The 17,482-nt window shown below is 69.3% G+C and carries 2 protein-coding genes (1 of these 2 only partly in view); both read left to right on the forward strand.

From position 1 onward, the window contains the following. Positions 1 to 16,587 carry an SDR family NAD(P)-dependent oxidoreductase gene (locus tag LZC95_05480; protein WXA96287.1) on the forward strand — a complete coding sequence of 5,529 codons (16,587 nt, stop codon included), beginning with the start codon at positions 1 to 3 and terminating at the stop codon, positions 16,585 to 16,587. After that, positions 16,584 to 17,482: the beginning of an SDR family NAD(P)-dependent oxidoreductase gene (locus LZC95_05485; protein ID WXA96288.1), read on the forward strand. It continues 9,649 nt past the right edge of the window; 899 of the gene's 10,548 nt are visible here — the first part of the coding sequence; it begins with the start codon at positions 16,584 to 16,586; its stop codon lies off the right edge, out of view. The genes LZC95_05480 and LZC95_05485 overlap by 4 nt, the downstream gene beginning before the upstream one ends.

Raw genomic sequence — 17,482 nt, forward strand, 5'->3', positions numbered from 1 at the left:
ATGAGCCACGACAACGCTTCCGCCAGTTCATCCCACCGCCTCATCGACATCGAGAAGTTCGTTCGGGCCGAGCTCGCGAAGCTTCTCGCGGTCCATGCAGACCAGATTCACGCAGAGCAGATTCAGCCGGATCAGTCATTGCGCGATCTGGGCCTCGATTCAGCGCGCACGCTGTCCTTGGTCGAATCGTTGTCTCGATGGTTGGGGAGGCCGGTGCCCAGTTGGGTCGTGTGGCAGCACGCCACGGTCCGGGCGCTATCTCGGTATTTGAGCGAGGGGTCGGGCGGCGCCGTCCTCACGGAAAGCGCTCCGGAACGGGCATTGCGCGCGTTTTCGGAGAACCGTGAGCCCGTGGCCATCGTGGGCATGGGGTGCCGCCTGCCGGGAGGGGCCGATTCGCCCGAGCGCCTTTGGGACTCACTTCGAGCCGGCGTAGACGCGATTCGCGAGGTGCCGCAGGACCGTTGGAATATTCGCGAATGGCTCGACGCGGACGCGCGCACGCCGGGGAAGATGACCACGAAGTGGGGTGGCTTTCTGGACGACGTGGCCCGATTCGATGCCGAATATTTTCGTATTTCGCCCGCGGAGGCGAATCAAATGGACCCGCAGCAGCGCCTCTCGTTGGAGGTGTGCTGCGCCGCCCTGGAGGATGCCGGAATTCCGCTCCTGAGCCTCACCGGTTCGCGAACCGGCGTGTTTTTCGGCGCCATGTGGCAGGAGTACCATCTGCTGGCGGGGAGCGATCCCTCGGCCATCAAGACGCACTCCGCGGTGGGGTGGGACAATTCGATCATTCCGGCGCGGGTTGCTTATACGCTGGGATTGCAAGGCCCCACGATGTCGATTGCGACGGCCTGCAGCTCGTCGCTGGTGGCTTTGCACTTGGCGGTGCAGAGCCTCCGCCGGGGCGAGTCGGACATGGCCATCGCCGGCGGCGTCAGCTTGATGCTGCACCCGCACACCACGGTGGCCATGACCAAGTTCGGTGCGATGAATCCGGACGGCCAATGCCGTGCATTCGATGCCGGCGCCAATGGCTACGTGCGCGGCGAAGGCTGCGGCGCCGTCGTGTTGAAGCGATTGTCCGACGCGCTGGTCGCCGGAGATCGCATTTATGCCGTGGTTCGGGGAAGCGCCGTCAACAACGACGGGGCCTCGAACGGCCTGACCGCGCCCAATCCGCGCGCGCAGATCGACGTGGTGCGCGATGCATGGCGCGACGCGAACGTGGAGCCCAAAGAGGTGGCGTACGTCGAGGCGCACGGAACGGGCACCCTGCTGGGCGATCCCATCGAGGCCGAGGCCCTGGGAACGGTTTTCGGCGAGGGACGCGAGCAGGCGCTGCGCATTGGGTCGGCGAAAACGAATTTCGGCCATCTGGAGCCGGCGGCGGGCGTCTTGGGGCTCATGAAGACGGCCCTGTCGCTCTACCACGGTGAATTGCCGCCCAGTTTGCATTTCGAGCGGCCCAATCCGCACATCGATTTCGAGGCGAACAAGCTTTCCGTGGTCACCGAGCGGCAGCCGTGGTCCGGGCGCCGCTTGGCCGGGATCAGCAGCTTTGGCTTTGGCGGCACGAATGCCCATGCCGCGCTGGAGGGGCCCCCGCGCATCGTAAATGCCGTAAGGCCGTCGCCGGCGACGTCGGAAACGCCGAGGCTCGCCTTCTTCTTTTCCGGGCATGGTGGACAATGGCTGGGCATGGCGCGCGATCTGCTCGCCGGCGAGCCCGCCTTTCGCGCAACGCTCGGGGAGTGTGACGAGGCCGTTCGTGCGGTGACCGGATGGTCCGTGATCGAGGAGCTCGCGGCGGGCGAGTCGAACGCGCGCCTGCATCGCACGGACGTGATCCAGCCCGTGTTGTTCGCGCTGCAGGTGGCCCTCGCGCGCACGCTGCGCGCCTGGGGAATCGTGCCCGATGTGGTGTTCGGGCAAAGCATCGGCGAAGTGGCCGCGGCCGTGGTTTCGGGCGCGCTTTCGGTGCAGCAGGGGGCGCGCATCATTGCGGAGTGGTCGTCGCTCGTGGCGGAGCGCGCGAGCGGGCGGGGCACCATCCTGGTGTGCGATGTCGCGCCGGAGGCCGCGCAAAAGGTCGTGCGTGAATACCGCGGCGTTTCGCTGGCGGGGCATCTTTCGCCGGGGAACGTGGCCTTCTCGGGCACGCTCGATGCGATGGCGGCCTTGCAGAAGGCACTGGAAGCAGACGGCGTTCGCGTGCAGCGCGTTCACATCGACTATGCCTGCCACGGCGCGGAGATGCAGGCGCTGGTGCCCGAGCTGACGCAGCGCCTCGAGGGCATCGTCGGTGATCTGGGCATCGTGCCCATGTGGTCCACGGTGACGAACGGCCGCATTCAGGGGCCGGCGCTCGATGCCGCGTACTGGGCCCGCAACATGTGCGAGCCGATGTTCCTGTTGGAGACGGCGCTCGGCCTTGCGGCGGAAGGCGAGCTTCGCATCGTGGAGGTGGGGCCGCACCCGGTGGCCTTGCGCAGCTTCGAGGCGACCCTCGCCGGAACCTCCGCCAAAGTGTTCGCCACCTGCCGTCGCGGCGAGCCCGCGCGCGCGGGCCTGGAGGCACTGGCGGGCGAGCTCGGGCGCGATGGATTCGCCATCGATTGGGACGCGGTCGCGGGCAAGCGGCGAAACGAGGTCCTCGAGGCGCCCATCTGCCTGACCGTCTCGGGCAAGACGCCGCGCGCCCGCGCGGAAAACGCGGCGCGGGTCGTGGGCCTGCTCGAGGCCGATCCGGGGCTTTCGCTGACCGACGTGGCGTTCTCGCTGGCCACCACGCGGTCGCATTTCGAGGCGCGCGGTTCGGTCGTGGCGCGCAACACGGAAGAAGCCATCCAGGGGATGCGCGCCCTTGCAGAAGACCGGTCACGGCTGGGGTCGGAGTCGGGAAATGCCCGCAGCGGCAAGCTCGCGATCCTCTTCACCGGGCAGGGAAGCCAGCGTGCGGCCATGGGCGAGGCCCTCTATTCCGCATCCGCCGCGTTCCCGGTGTTCGCTGCCGCCATCGACGAAGTGTGCGCCGCACTGGATGCGCACCTCGATCGCCCGCTCCGCACGGTGATGTTCGCACCGGCCGGCACGGACGAAGCGCAGCTCCTGCACGAGACGCGGTACACGCAGCCGGCGCTGTTCGCGCTGGAGGTCGCGCTTTACCGCCAGTGGCAAGCGTGGGGCGTGGAGCCGGCCGTGCTCGCGGGGCACTCGATTGGAGAGCTGAGCGCGGCGCACGTGGCGGGCGTTCTCGATCTAGAAGATGCCGCCAACCTGGTGTGCGCGCGCGGGCGTCTGATGCAGGCGTGCCGCGCGGACGGGGCGATGGTCTCGCTCGAGGCGAGCGAGGCGGAGGTGCTCGAGGTTCTGAAGCTGGTCTCCGGCAGCGTGTCCATCGCGGGGCTCAATGGCCCGACGCACACGGTGTTGAGCGGCGACGAGAGCGCGGTGCTCGAGGCCGTGGAGCACTTTACCCAGCGCGGCCGGCGGTGGAAGCGGCTGCGCGTCTCGCACGCGTTTCATAGCGCGCACATGGACGGGATGGTCGCGGAGTTCGCGAAGGTGGCCGGCGCGTGCACCTTCCGCGCGCCCGCGCTCCCCATCGTGAGCACCGCCTCGGGCGCGTGGATGGGGCCCGAGCTTCCGGCCGGCGAGGGCATGCGCTCGGCGCAATATTGGGTCGCGCAAGCGCGCGAGGCCGTTCGCTTCGTGGACGCCATGACGACGTTGCACGAGCAGGGCATCACGCACTACCTGGAGTGCGGGCCGTCGGGGGTGCTGTCGGCCATGGGGGCCGCGTGCAATCTCCCGGAGGAAACCGGGAGCACGTTCGTGCCCAGCCTGCGCGACGCGAAGTCGGGCGAGCCGGACGATGCGCACGCATTGGTCTGCGCGCTGGGCGCGCTGCACGTAGCGGGCCACGGCCTCGACTGGAAGCGCGTCTTCGCGGGGCTCGGGGCGGCACGCGTGGCGCTGCCGACGTATGCGTTCCAGCGTCGCCGCCATTGGATCGAAGCGCCCGCGGCATCGTCCCGGGCGACCGCAGGCTCCAAGGCCGAACGCGCGCTGTGGGCCGCGGTGCACAATGGCGAGGCCGAGCGCGTGGCCGACATGCTCCATCTGAGCGACGGCGCTCGCGCGGACGTCGCGCCGCTGTTGCCGTACCTGGCGACGTGGCACGCCAAGCTGGACGAGTCGGCCGAGGTTTCCGATTGGCTCTACGAGACGGCGTGGGTTCCGGCCGAGGGCGAGTCGCTCGGGCATACCTCCGCGTCGGGGCACTGGGCGGTCATCGTTCCCGCCGCCGCGGCCGACGTTTCCGCGGCCGTCATCGGGGCGTTGGAGACGGCCGGTGCCACGGTCCACGCGATTCCCGCCGCTGACCGCGCGGAGCTGGCCACGCGCCTCGCCGCCGCGAAGGACGAATGGCGCGCCATCGTGACCTTGACGGCGCTGGACGAGGCGGCCGATGCCGCGCAGCCGTCGGTCTCGCGCGGCCTGTTGCAGACGCTGGCCGTCGCGCAGGCGCTGCAAGACGCGGGTGTGCGCGCGCCGCTCTGGACGGTGACCCAAGATGCCATCGCCACCAACGATGCGCGTCGCGCACCGATGCCGCGCTGGCAGCAGGCCACGGCCTGGGGCCTTGGGTTCGCCGTGGCGCAAGAGCACTCGGAGCGCCGTTGCGGCTTGCTCGATCTCCCTGCGGTGGTCGATGCGACCATTGCGAAGCAGTTCCTCTTCACCGTGACGGACGAGTCCAGCGAGGAGCACGTGGCGCTGCGCCCGTCGGGTCGTTACGTGCGCCGGCTGCGTCGCGCGAACGACGCTGCCGAGCTGCGAACGTGGACCCCGCGGGGCACGGCGCTGGTGACCGGCGGTAGCGGCGCGCTGGCCGCACACGTGGCCCGCTGGCTCGTCGAGCGCGGTGCGGAGCACGTGGTCCTTGCCTCGCGCCGAGGTGCGAACGCGGACGGAGCGGCCGTCCTCGAGGCGGAGCTCTCGGCCAAGGGCGCGCGCGTGACCTTCGCGCCCTGCGATGTCGCGGATCGCGGCCAGGTCGACGCCATGCTCGCGCGCCTCGAGCAGGATGCGGCGCCGCTGCGGGCGGTGTTCCACGTCGCCGGTGCCCTCGACGACAAGTTCCTCATGCACCTGGACGCGGCCAGCGTGGCTGCGACGGTTGCGCCGAAGGTGGGCGCAGCGTGGCATCTTCACGAGGCCACGCAGAAGTACGAGCTCGACGCGTTCGTTCTCTTCTCGTCCATCGTGGGCGTGTTGGGCAACGTCGGCCAGGCGAACTACGCGGCCGCCAACGCAGGCCTCGATGCGCTGGCGAGCTTCCGCCAGCGCGCCGGGCTTCCGGCAGTGAGTGTGGCCTTCGGTCCATGGGCCGACGGCGGCATGGCGCACGGCGAGGCGGAGACGCAGCTTCGTGAGTTGGGCCTCTCCCCGATGCCGCCGAGCGGTGCGCTGATGGGCCTCGAGGCGTGCGTGCAGTCGGGGCGCTCGCTGCTCGTGGCCAAGGTCGACTGGTCGGCGGCGGCCCCGGTGTTTTCCGGGAAGCGATGGCGCCTGCTCCTGCGCGGCATTCACGAGGCACGCGAGGCGCTGGCCTCGTCCGAGGTGGAAGCGCGCCGCGCCAATCCGTTGCTCGAGCAAGTGATCGGCTTGCCCGAATCCGAGCGAAAAGACTTTCTGCAACTGCTGCTGGCCACCGAGGCCGCGGCGGTGCTCGATACCGAGAACCCGCGCGCGCTCGACCCGAACAAGGGCTTCAACGATCTGGGCTTCGACTCGATGATGGCCGTCGAGTTCAGCCGGCGCGTGCAGCAGCGCACGGGCATCACGACCCCGCGCACCTTGGTGTTCGACCGGCCCAACTTGGTGACGATGGCGCAGTGGCTCTTCGAGCAACTGGTGCCGGTCGCCTCCGAGGCGAGCCGCGCGGATGCGGGCGGGCGTGCCGACGAGCCGCTGGCCATCGTGGGCATTGGCATGCGCATGCCGGGTGGGGCGAACGATCTCGACTCGTACTGGGAAGTGCTTGCGCAGGGCAAGGACACCGTGTCGGTCATTCCGAAGGACCGCTTCGACATCGACGCGTTCTACGACGCCGACCCCGACGCCGAGGGGAAAATCTACGTGCAAAAGGCGGCGTTGGTCGACGACGTTGCCGGCTTCGATGCGGCGTTCTTCGGCATCAGCCCGCGCGAGGCGGAGCCGATGGATCCGCAGCATCGCTTGCTGCTGGAGGCGGCATGGGCCTCGTTGGAACACGCCGGCATCCGTCCCCGCGAGCTGCGTGACTCGACCACCGGCGTGTTCGTGGGGGCGGGGCCGAGCGACTACGGGAAATATCGGCCGAGCGCGAACCACGATACGTACATGCTCACGGGCAACCTGCCGAGCTTCACCGCGGGGCGCCTGGCGTACCATCTCGGTCTGCAGGGACCTGCGCTCTCCGTGGACACGGCGTGCAGTTCGTCCCTGGTGGCCTTGCACCTGGCCTGCGAGGCATTGCGCAATGGCGAGTGCGATCTGGCGCTGGCGGGTGGCGTGCAGGTGCTCGCGGATCCTGCGGCGTTCATCGCGTTGTGCCGCGCGCACGCGCTCGCGCCGGATGGCCGCAGCAAGACCTTTTCGCAGGCCGCGAATGGCTATGGCCGCGGCGAGGGTACCGGTGTGCTGGTGCTGGCGCGCTTGTCCGAGGCCACGCGCCGCGGCCTTCCCGTTCTCGGTGTGATCCGCGGGACAGCGGTGAACCACGACGGTGCGAGCAGCGGCATCACCGCGCCGAATGGGTCGTCGCAGCAGAAGGTGCTGCGTGCGGCGCTGGCATCGGCCGGCCTGGCTCCGAACGACGTGGAATACATCGAGTGCCACGGAACGGGGACCGAGCTGGGTGATCCCATCGAGGTGCAGGCCCTCGCCGCCGTCTACGCGCAGCAGCGTGACGCGGCATCGCCATTGGGACTGGGCACCGCGAAGAGCACGATTGGCCATCTCGAGTCCGCCGCCGGCATTGCCGGGATCTGCAAGGTGCTCGCATCGTTCCGACACGAGGCGCTGCCACCGACGTTGAACAGCACACCGCGCAATCCGCACATCGCGTGGGACGAGCTCGCGGTGCGCGTGATCGACGAATTGACGCCCTGGCCCCGCCGGGCGAATGGGGCACCGCGGCGGGCGGGCATCTCGTCGTTTGGGTTGAGTGGGACGAATGCCCACGTGATCCTCGAGGAGCCCCCCGCTCCCGTGCCCGTGCCCGTGCCCGTGCCCGTGCCCGTCTGCATGATCCCGGTGTCGGCCCGCGACGAAGCATCGCTGAAAGCGCAGATCGCAAAATGGGGAACATGGCTCCGTGCTCATCCCGAGCAGCGGCTGGACGACGTGGCCTACACATCGTGGGCGCACCGGACCCAGTTCGAAGTGCGCGCGGCAGTGGTGGCACGCAGCGTGGAAGAGGCGGCGACGGCATTCGAACAAGGCCGTGTGCTGCGCGGGACGAGTGGCGGGCCCGAGATGAAACTGGCCGTGCTCTTCACGGGGCAGGGAAGCCAGCGTGCGGGAATGGGCCAAGGTCTGTACGCGGCCTTCCCGGAGTTTCGGCGCGCCTACGACGAGGTGATCGCGGCACTCGATACGCCGATCGACGAGTCACAGCTGGATCGAACCGAGTACACGCAACCTGCGCTGTTCGCGCTGGAGGTGGCGCTGTATCGGCAGTGGCAGGCCTGGGGCCTCGAGCCGAGCGTCCTGGTGGGCCACTCGATCGGAGAATTGAGCGCCGCGCACGTAGCCGGCGTGCTCAGTCTCACCGACGCCGCAAAGTTGGTCTGCGCCCGCGGCCGTCTGATGCAGGCCTGCGAAGCCGGCGGCGCGATGGCCTCGATCGAAGCCACCGAAGCAGAGGTGCTCGCAGTCCTCGAAGAAGGCGCATCCATCGCGGGATTGAACGGCCCACGGCAGACGGTGGTCAGCGGAGACGCCTCGGCCGTCCAATCCGTCATGTCGCACTTCGAGGCGCAAGGCCGTCGCGCGAAGCGGCTGCGCGTGTCGCACGCATTCCACAGCGCCCACATGGACTCGATGCTGGAGGCGTTCGCCAAAGTCGCAGAGAGCTGCACGTACCACGCGCCGACCGTGACCCTCGTCAGCACCTTGACCGGCGCCGTCGAAGAAATGGCGACCGCCGCCTACTGGGTCAAACAAGTGCGCGAGCCCGTTCGCTTCCTAAACGCCATGACAACGCTGCAATCGCAGGGCGTCACGCATTACCTGGAGTGCGGCCCATCGGGCGTGCTGACGGCCATGGCCACCGCATGCCTGCTCGACGACTCGCACGCGACCTTGGTGCCAAGCCTCCGCGGCGAACAAGACGAAGCACGCGACCTCGTGAGCGCACTGGGCGCGCTCCACGTGAGCGGCCTCGCCATCGACGTTCAAAAGATCTACGCCGACGCGCACTACGTCGAAGTCCCGACGTACGCCTTCCAGCGCACGCGCTATTGGCAAGACATTCCCCGCACGCGCAACGACCTTCGTGCGACCGGTCTCATCGCGCGTGAGCACCCGTGGCTCGGCGCCGTCACTACGCTCGCGGATGGACAGGGCCATCTGCTGACGGGCCGCATCTCGGCACGAGAGCACGCCTGGCTGAACGACCACGCCATCTTCGGCTCCGTCCTGGTACCCGGCACGGGCCTCCTCGAGCTCGCGCAGGCTGCCGCCGAAGCCGTCGGCGCCAGCGTCGTCGCGGAGTTGACCCTTTCCGAACCCCTGATCCTGCGCGACCAAGACACGGCCGTGCGCCTCCAAGTCCTCGTGGGGCCCGCCGATGGACAGGGACGTCGCGCCCTCGCCATCCACAGCCAGGACGACGGCACCTCGGATCCCGCGTCGTGGCGTCAGCACGCCACCGGCGAATTGCGCGATGACCGCGGCCCCGCCGAGCTTGCTCAATGGGACCTCACCGACACCCAGGCCGTCGATCTCGGTGACTTCTACGCGCGCCTGCAGACCCGCGGCCTCGCGTACGGCACGACCTTCCGCGGCTTGACCGAGCTCCGTCGGCGCGGCTCCGTCGCCTACGCGCGCGTCGTCCTTCCGCAGCCCGCCACCTCCAACGCCGCCGACTACGCGCTGCACCCGGCGCTGTTGGACGCTGCCCTGCACGCGGTGCCCGCGCTCCTCGACACTGCCGACGGCGTATGGCTTCCCTTCTCGTGGGCGGACACGGAGCTGTATGCCGCAGGCGCCACCGAGCTCCGCGTGCGCGTCGAGCTCGATGCGTCGGACGACGGCGTTCGTGCGAACGTCACCGCGTACGATCCGGCAGGAAGCCCGGTGCTGCGCGCCGGACGCCTCGAGCTTCGCCGTGCCCGCGCCGAGCAAATTCAGACGGCAACGCGCACCGAGCACCTGTACCGCGTCGAATTCCAGCCGCTTCCCTCGGTCCAAGACGCACCCGCGCAGGACGACACCCTGGTCATTGGCAGCAGTGGGGAGCTGAGCACCGCGCTGCGCGTGCCCGCCGTCGATGATGTGGACACGCTCCTCTCGTGGATCGACGCCGGCCAGACGCCCCCGCGACGGTGCATCGTAGACGCGACGAGATTCGCCGGTGGCGATGCCGCGACGGGCCTCTCGCCCCAGCGCGCCACGCTTTTCGCGCTGGGCATGTTGCAGCGCCTCCTCTCCGAGCCGCGCCTGGAGTCCACGGAGCTCGTTTGGGTCACGCGCGAGGCGGTGAACGTGCCCGGTGTGCGTCAGGCCATCGACTTGGAGCACGCACCGCTCTGGGGCCTCGTTCGCACCGCCCGCACCGAGCACCCCGAGCGGACCTTGCGCCTGCTCGATGTGGGCTCCGGCCCCATCGATCGCGCCTCGATGGACCGTGCGCTCGCGCATTCGGACGAGCCGGAGCTCGCCCTGCGCGAAGGCCGCATCCTCGCCGCGCGCCTCGTTCGCGTGACGTCCGACGCTTCGCCCCAGCAGGCCTGGCCTGGCTTCGCGCCGGAGGGAACGGTGCTCGTCACGGGCGGTACCGGCGAACTCGGTCAGGCGCTCGCACTTCATCTCGTGAAGGCGCACGGCGTCCGCCACCTGATTCTCACGTCCCGCCGCGGTGAAGAGGCCCCGGGCGCCTCGTCCCTCGTGGACGCGCTCAAAGCACACGGCGCCGAGAGCGTGCGCGTGCGGGCATGCGACGTCTCCCAGCGCGAGCACGTGGCCGAGGTGCTCGCGAACGTGGATCCGGTGCATCCTTGGACCGCGGTGATTCACCTCGCGGGCGTGCTCGACGACGCCACGGTGCAGAGCCAGAGCGAGGAGCGCTTCGAGCGCGTGATGGGCCCGAAGGTGCAGGGCGCACTGCATCTGCACGAGCTGACGGCGAGCATGGACTTGCGCGCCTTCGTCGTGTTCTCTTCCGCGGCGGGCACGCTGGGCAGCGCGGGTCAGAGCAACTACGCCGCGGCGAACACCTTCCTGGACGCCCTCGCCGCGCACCGCCGAAGCTGCGGACTGACCGCGACCAGCCTGGCCTGGGGACTCTGGTCGCAAGCCGGCATCGGCATGACCTCGCACCTGGGTAAGGCGGAGCTCGCGCGTCTTCGCCGTCAGGGCATCCTATCCTTGTCGGTCGCGGAGGGCCTGCACCTCTTCGACCAGGCGCTCCTGCGCGACGTCGCCGATTGGGTGCCATTGAAGCTGGACATCGCCGGCGCCGAGCGAAGCGACGCTCCGGTCCCCGCGCTCTGGCGAGCCTTGGTGCGCCCGCGCTTGCGTCGCGCCAGCGAAGTGCCGGGCGCCTCGGGCCTGCGCGAGCGCTTGCTCGCATTGCCGGAGGCCGAGCGCACGAAGTACCTGACGCAATTGGTCCAGCGCGAGATTGCCGCGGTGCTCGGCCTCACGCATCCAGGCGCGGTGCAGCCGCAGCACGTTCTGCGGGACATGGGGCTCGACTCGCTCATGGCCGTGGAGCTGCGGCGTCGTCTGGTCACGGAGACGGGCACCTCGCTGCCGGCGACCTTGGCCTTCGATCATCCGACGCCGGCCGCGATTGCGCAGCTCCTTCTCGAACGCGCCGCCCTCAAGGAAAAGATCGCGACACCGCGAAGCCGCACCTCTTCGCGCAACACGGACGAGGCCATCGCGATAGTCTCGATGGCGTGCCGTCTGCCGGGCGGCGTGGAAGATCCCGAGGCCTATTGGGCGCTTTTGCGGGACGGCCGCGATGCCATCGAGGAGTTCCCCCGCTGGCAGGAGCTCGACATCTACGATCCAGAGCCCGAGACGCCAGGCAAGACGTACGGCCGCGAGGGCGGATTCATGCACCGCATCGACGAGTTCGACGCAGGCTTCTTCGGCATCTCCGCGCGCGAAGCCACCTCGATGTGCCCGCAGCAGCGCTTGATCCTGGAGACATCCTGGGAGGCATTGGAGCGGGCCGGTTTGCTTCCCGAGAGCCTGCGCGAGAGCCGGACGGGCGTGTACGTGGGCTGGATGGGCTCCGACTATGGCAGCAACCAGCGCACGGAGATGGAGCTCTTCGACGGCTACCAAGGCACGGGCAGCGCGGCCAGCGTGGTCTCGGGCCGTGTGTCGTACGCCCTCGGCCTCCAAGGCCCCGCAGTCACAGTGGACACGGCCTGCTCGTCGTCGCTGGTGGCATTGCACCTGGCGTGCGTGTCGCTGCGCCAGGGCGAGTGCGAGTTGGCACTCGCGGGCGGCGTCTCGCTGATGTGCACCCCATCGCTGTTCGTGGAGTTCAGTCGCCTGAAGGGCCTTGCCAGCGATGGCCGCTGCAAGAGCTTCTCGGACGACGCCGACGGCACCGGCTGGGCAGAGGGCTGCGGCATCGTGGTGCTGAAGCGCCTCTCGGACGCGCAACGCGACGGCAACCGCGTGCTCGCCGTGATCCGCGGGTCGGCGGTGAACCAGGATGGTCGCAGTCAGGGCCTGACGGCGCCGAACGGACCGTCGCAGCAGCGCGTGATTCAAGACGCGCTGGCCGCGAGCGGCTTGGTGGCTGCCGACATCGACGCCGTCGAGGCGCACGGCACCGGCACGACCTTGGGCGATCCCATCGAAGCGGGCGCGCTCGCCGAGGTATTCGGCCCGGGGCGCGAGGCAGGAAGACCGCTGTACCTAGGTTCGTCCAAATCGAACCTCGGGCACGCCCAGTCGGCCGCGGGCATCGCGGGTGTGATGAAGATGGTGCTGGCCCTCGAGAACGAGTTGCTGCCGAAGACGCTGCACGCGGAGGTGCCGAGCCGGCATATCGCGTGGGAGGGCAGTGGCCTTTCGCTCCTGCGCGAAGCGCGCGAATGGGCGCGAGGTGCGCGGGTTCGTCGCGCCGGGGTATCGTCGTTCGGGATTAGTGGGACCAACGCCCACGTGATCCTCGAGGAGCCCCCCGCCCCCGTGCCCGCCCCCGTGCCCGTGCCCGTGCCCGTGCCCGTGCCCGTCTGCATGATCCCGGTGTCGGCCCGCGACGAAGCGTCGCTGAAAGCACAAATCGCGAAATGGGAAACATGGCTCCGTGCTCATCCCGAGCAGCGACTGGAGGACGTGGCCTACACGTCGTGGGCGCACCGAACCCAGTTCGAGGTGCGCGCGGCCGTGGCAGCACGCAGCGTGGAAGAGGCGGCGACGGCATTCGAACAAGGCCGCGTGCTACGTGGAGTGAACGGTGGGCCCGAGACGAAACTGGCCGTGCTCTTCACGGGGCAGGGAAGCCAACGTGCGGCGATGGGCCAAGGCCTGTACGCGGCCTTCCCGGAGTTTCGGCGCGCGTACGACGAAGTGATCGCCGCCCTGGACACACGAATCGACGAGTCGCAGCTGGACCGAACCGAGTACACGCAGCCGGCGCTGTTCGCGCTGGAGGTGGCGCTGTATCGCCAGTGGCAAGCCTGGGGCTTGGAACCGAGCGTCCTGGTGGGCCACTCGATCGGAGAATTGAGCGCAGCACACGTAGCCGGCGTGCTCAGTCTCGCCGACGCCGCAAAGTTGGTCTGCGCCCGCGGCCGTCTGATGCAGGCCTGCGAAGCCGGCGGCGCGATGGCCTCGATCGAAGCCACCGAAGCAGAGGTACTCGCAGTCCTCGACGAACGCTCATCGATCGCGGGATTGAACGGCCCACGGCAGACGGTGGTCAGCGGAGACGAATCGGCGGTCCAATCCGTCATGTCGCACTTCGAGGCGCAAGGCCGTCGCGCGAAGCGGCTGCGCGTGTCGCACGCATTCCACAGCGCCCACATGGACTCGATGCTGGAGGCGTTCGCCAAAGTCGCAGAGAGCTGCACCTACCACCCGCCGACCATGACCCTCGTGAGCACCTTGACCGGCGCCGTCGAAGAAATGGCGACCGCCGCCTACTGGGTCAAACAAGTGCGCGAGCCCGTTCGCTTCCTAAACGCCGTGACAACGCTGCAGTCGCAGGGCGTCACGCACTACCTGGAGTGCGGCCCGTCGGGCGTGCTGACAGCGATGGCGACCGCATGCCTCGGCGACGACTCGCGCGCGACCTTGGTGCCAAGCCTCCGCGGCGAGCAAGACGAAGAGCTCGACCTGGTCCGCGCCCTGGGCGCGCTCCACGTGAGCGGCTTTGCCCTGGACGTCCACAAAGTCTACGCAGGACGCGACGTACGCCTCACCGAGGCCCCCACGTACGCCTTCCAGCGTGAGCGCTACTGGCAAGATCTGCCGCGCGGCCGCAACGATCTTCGCGCGACCGGCCTCACCTCGCGCGAGCACCCGTGGCTCGGCGCCATCACCACCCTGGCGGAAGGCCAGGGTCACCTGCTGACAGGTCGCATCTCGGCGCGAGAGCACGCCTGGCTGAACGACCATGCCGTCTTCGGCTCCGTCCTGGTACCCGGCACAGGCCTCCTCGAGCTGGCGCATGCCGCCGCCGAAGCCGTGGGCGCCGGCGTCGTCGCCGAGCTCACCATCTCCGAACCACTCGTCCTGCGCGGGGACGCGGGTGTACGCCTTCAGGTCAACGTCGGCCCGGCCGACGACGCGGGCCGCCGCAGCCTCACCATCCACAGCCAAGACGAGGCCTCCGAGAACGCACCCTGGATCCGCCACGCCGACGGTGAGCTCGCCGACAACCCGTCGAACATCGCCCCGAGCGAAACCTGGAACCTTGCCGACACGCAGCCCATCGACCTGGCCGGCTTCTACGAGCAACTCCAGACGCGCGGCCTCGAGTACGGCCCCGCGTTCCGCGGTCTCGTGGAGCTGCACCGACGCGGCACGGTGGCGTACGGCCGTGTTGCACTTCCGCCCTTGGTCAAGAACGGCGCTGCGCAGTACCACCTGCATCCCGCCCTGCTCGATGCGGCGCTTCACACCTTGGTCGCCCTCACGACGGACGACGACAGCCGCGTGCTTCTCCCGTTCTCGTGGACCGGCGTGGAGCTGTTTGCCACGGCCGCGACCGAACTGCGCGTTCGCCTGGAGCTCTCGTCGGGCACAGAAGGCGCCCGCGCCACCCTCCTCGTCTCCGACGAAACCGGCGAACCGGTTCTCCGCGCCAGCTCCCTCGAGCTGAAAACCCTGGACCGCACCAGCGCCGCGCAGATGAAGGCGCCCTCTCGAGTCGAGCGCGAGCACCTTTACCGCGTCGCCTTCGAGCCGCCGCAGGACACGCCGCACGCGTCGTTCGAGACCGAGCGCGCCCTCGTTCTCGGCGGCGAAGGGGCCGTGAGCGGACCGCTCGGCCTCACCGCCATCCCCGATCTGCGTGCCCTCATGGCCCGCCTCGACGTGGGCGACCCGCCGCCGCGCAGCTTGATCATCGATGCCACCGGCACCGCCCGATCGAGCGCCCCGCAAATGCGCACGAGCACCGCGCACGTCGCCGAGCAGGAAGCGATTCTCGGCCTCACCATTCTCCAACGCGTCCTCGCGGATGCGCGGCTCGAGGGCACGGAGCTCACCTGGGTAACCCGTCATGCCGTGGGCGCGCGCGAAGATGACGCCCGCATCGACTTGGATCACGCAGCCGTGTGGGGCCTTCTCCGCTCCGCACGCATCGAGCGCCCGGAGCGCACCCTGCGCCTGGTCGACCTCGACGGCGAGCGCCTCGATCGCGATCTGCTCCTGCGCGCCCTCGCCATCCCCGGCGAACCCGAGCTCGCCCTTCGCGAAGGCCGCATCCTGGCTGCCCGCCTCGCCCGCGTCGAATCATCCCATGCGGAGCCCGGTCCCACGCTGTCCCTCGACTCCAGCGGCACAGTCCTCATCACGGGCGGCACCGGCGAGCTCGGACAGGCCCTCGCGCGTCATCTCGTTCTCGCGCACGGTGCGCGTCACCTGGTGCTCACCTCGCGCCGGGGGGCCGAGGCCGCGGGCTCGCTCGAGCTGATCGAATCGCTCACCAAGGCCGGCGCCGAAACGGTGCGCCTCGTCGCGTGCGACGTTTCGCAGCGCGACCAGGTCGCGAGCCTTCTCGCCAGCGTGCCCGCGGAGCATCCGTGGACCGCGGTCATGCACCTGGCCGGCGTGCTGGACGATGCGACCTTGCAGGGCCAGAACGCGGAGCGCTTCGAACGCGCCATGGGCCCGAAAGTGCACGGCGCGATGCACCTGCACGAGCTCACCGAGGAGATGCCGCTGCGGGCCTTCGTCCTCTTCTCCTCCACCTCGGGCACCTTGGGCGCAGCCGGGCAAAGCAACTATGCCGCGGCCAACGCCTTCCTCGATGCTTTGGCGGCGCATCGGCGCACCAACGACCTTCCCGGAACGAGCCTCGCGTGGGGCCTCTGGGCGCAAGCCGGCATCGGCATGACGTCGCACTTGGGCAAGCAGGAGCTCGCGCGCCTGCGGCGTCAAGGCATCCTGCCCATCGCGGTCGACGAGGGCATGCGTCTCTTCGACGCCGCGTTGACCCTCGGCGACGCGCACCTCGTGCCGTTCAAGCTCGACATGGCCAGCGCCGAGCGCAGCGGCTTCGTCGAGACGCAACCGCTTCTGCGCGGCCTCGCGCGTCCGTCGCGGGCGCGTTTGCGCCGCGCCGGCGAGTCGAAGCAAGGTGGCACGGGCCTGCGCGAGCGGCTGCTTCTCTTGGACGAGAGCGCGCGCCTCGCCTTCGTCACCGAGCTCGTTCAGCGCGAGGCTGCGGGCATCCTGGGCACGCCGCGCTCGTCGGCGGTGGAGGCGGACCACGTGCTTCGCGATCTCGGCCTCGACTCGCTCATGGCCGTGGAGCTCCGGCGCCGTCTCGTCTCGGAGACCGGCGTCTCGCTTCCTGCCACCCTTGCCTTCGACTACCCGACGCCCGGTGCGATTGCGGAAGTCGTACTGGGTCGCTTGGAGCTCGGCTCGGCCACGCAAGCGACCGTGCCCGACGATCCGGACTCGGTCCTCGGCTGGGTCCTCCAACGCGTAACCGCTACGCAACTTCACCAGAGCGGCCTGCTCGAGCGCCTCGTGGAGCTGGTGAATCGGCAAGCGACGAACGGCGCCCAAGCTGGTCAGAGCGAGGTGCCCGGCCCCGTCCTCCACGAACGAACCGTCGACGACCTCAACGCAGAACTGAACGCACTCCTGGGACTCAGCGCATGACAACCTCCGCCAACAACAAGATGGACCTCGCCCTGCCGGCCATCCGCCTCCTGCAGCAGCGCGCCGCCGAGTTGGAGGCTCGCAGTTTCGAGCCCATCGCCATCGTCTCGATGGCGTGCCGCCTGCCCAGCGGCATCGAGACGCCCGAGGCTTACTGGAACGCGTTGGTCGAAGGTCGCGATGCCATCGGTGCGTTCCCCGCACGCTGGGCCAGACTCGATCTTTACGATCCCGATCCCGAAGCCACCGGCAAGTGCTACGCGAACGAGGGCGGCTTCGTGCGGGACATCGAGCAGTTCGACCCCGCGTTTTTCGGCATCGCCGCGCGCGAGGCGAGCGCCATGGATCCGCAGCAGCGCCTGGTGCTCGAGACGGCGTGGGAGGCGCTGGAGCGTGCGGGGCGTCTGCCGGCCTCGCTCAAGAACACGAAGACCGGCGTGTACATCGGCGCGATGAACCCCGACTACGTGAGCAGCCAGCGCACGGACCTCACGCTCTTCGACGGTTACCAGGCCACGGGCAGCGCTTCGAGCGTCATCTCGGGCCGCGTTTCCTACGTGCTCGGTTTGCAAGGCCCCGCGGTGACGGTCGATACGGCGTGTTCGTCGTCGCTGGTGTCGCTGCACCTTGCCTGCACGGCGCTTCGTCAGGGTGAGTGCGATCTCGCGCTCGCGGGCGGCGTGACGGTGATGAGCACCCCCGCGACGTTCGTCGAGTTCAGCCGGCTCAAGGTGCTCGCGGCCGATGGTCGCTGCAAGAGCTTCTCGGCCAACGCCGACGGCGCGGGCTGGGCCGAAGGGTGCGGCATCGTCGTGCTCAAGCGCCTCTCGGCGGCGCAGCGCGATGGCGATCGCGTGCTGGCCGTCATCCGCGGCTCCGCGGTGAACCAGGACGG

The sequence above is a fragment of the Sorangiineae bacterium MSr12523 genome (assembly GCA_037157775.1).
GTDB classification, from domain to species: domain Bacteria; phylum Myxococcota_A; class Polyangia; order Polyangiales; family Polyangiaceae; genus Pendulispora; species Pendulispora brunnea.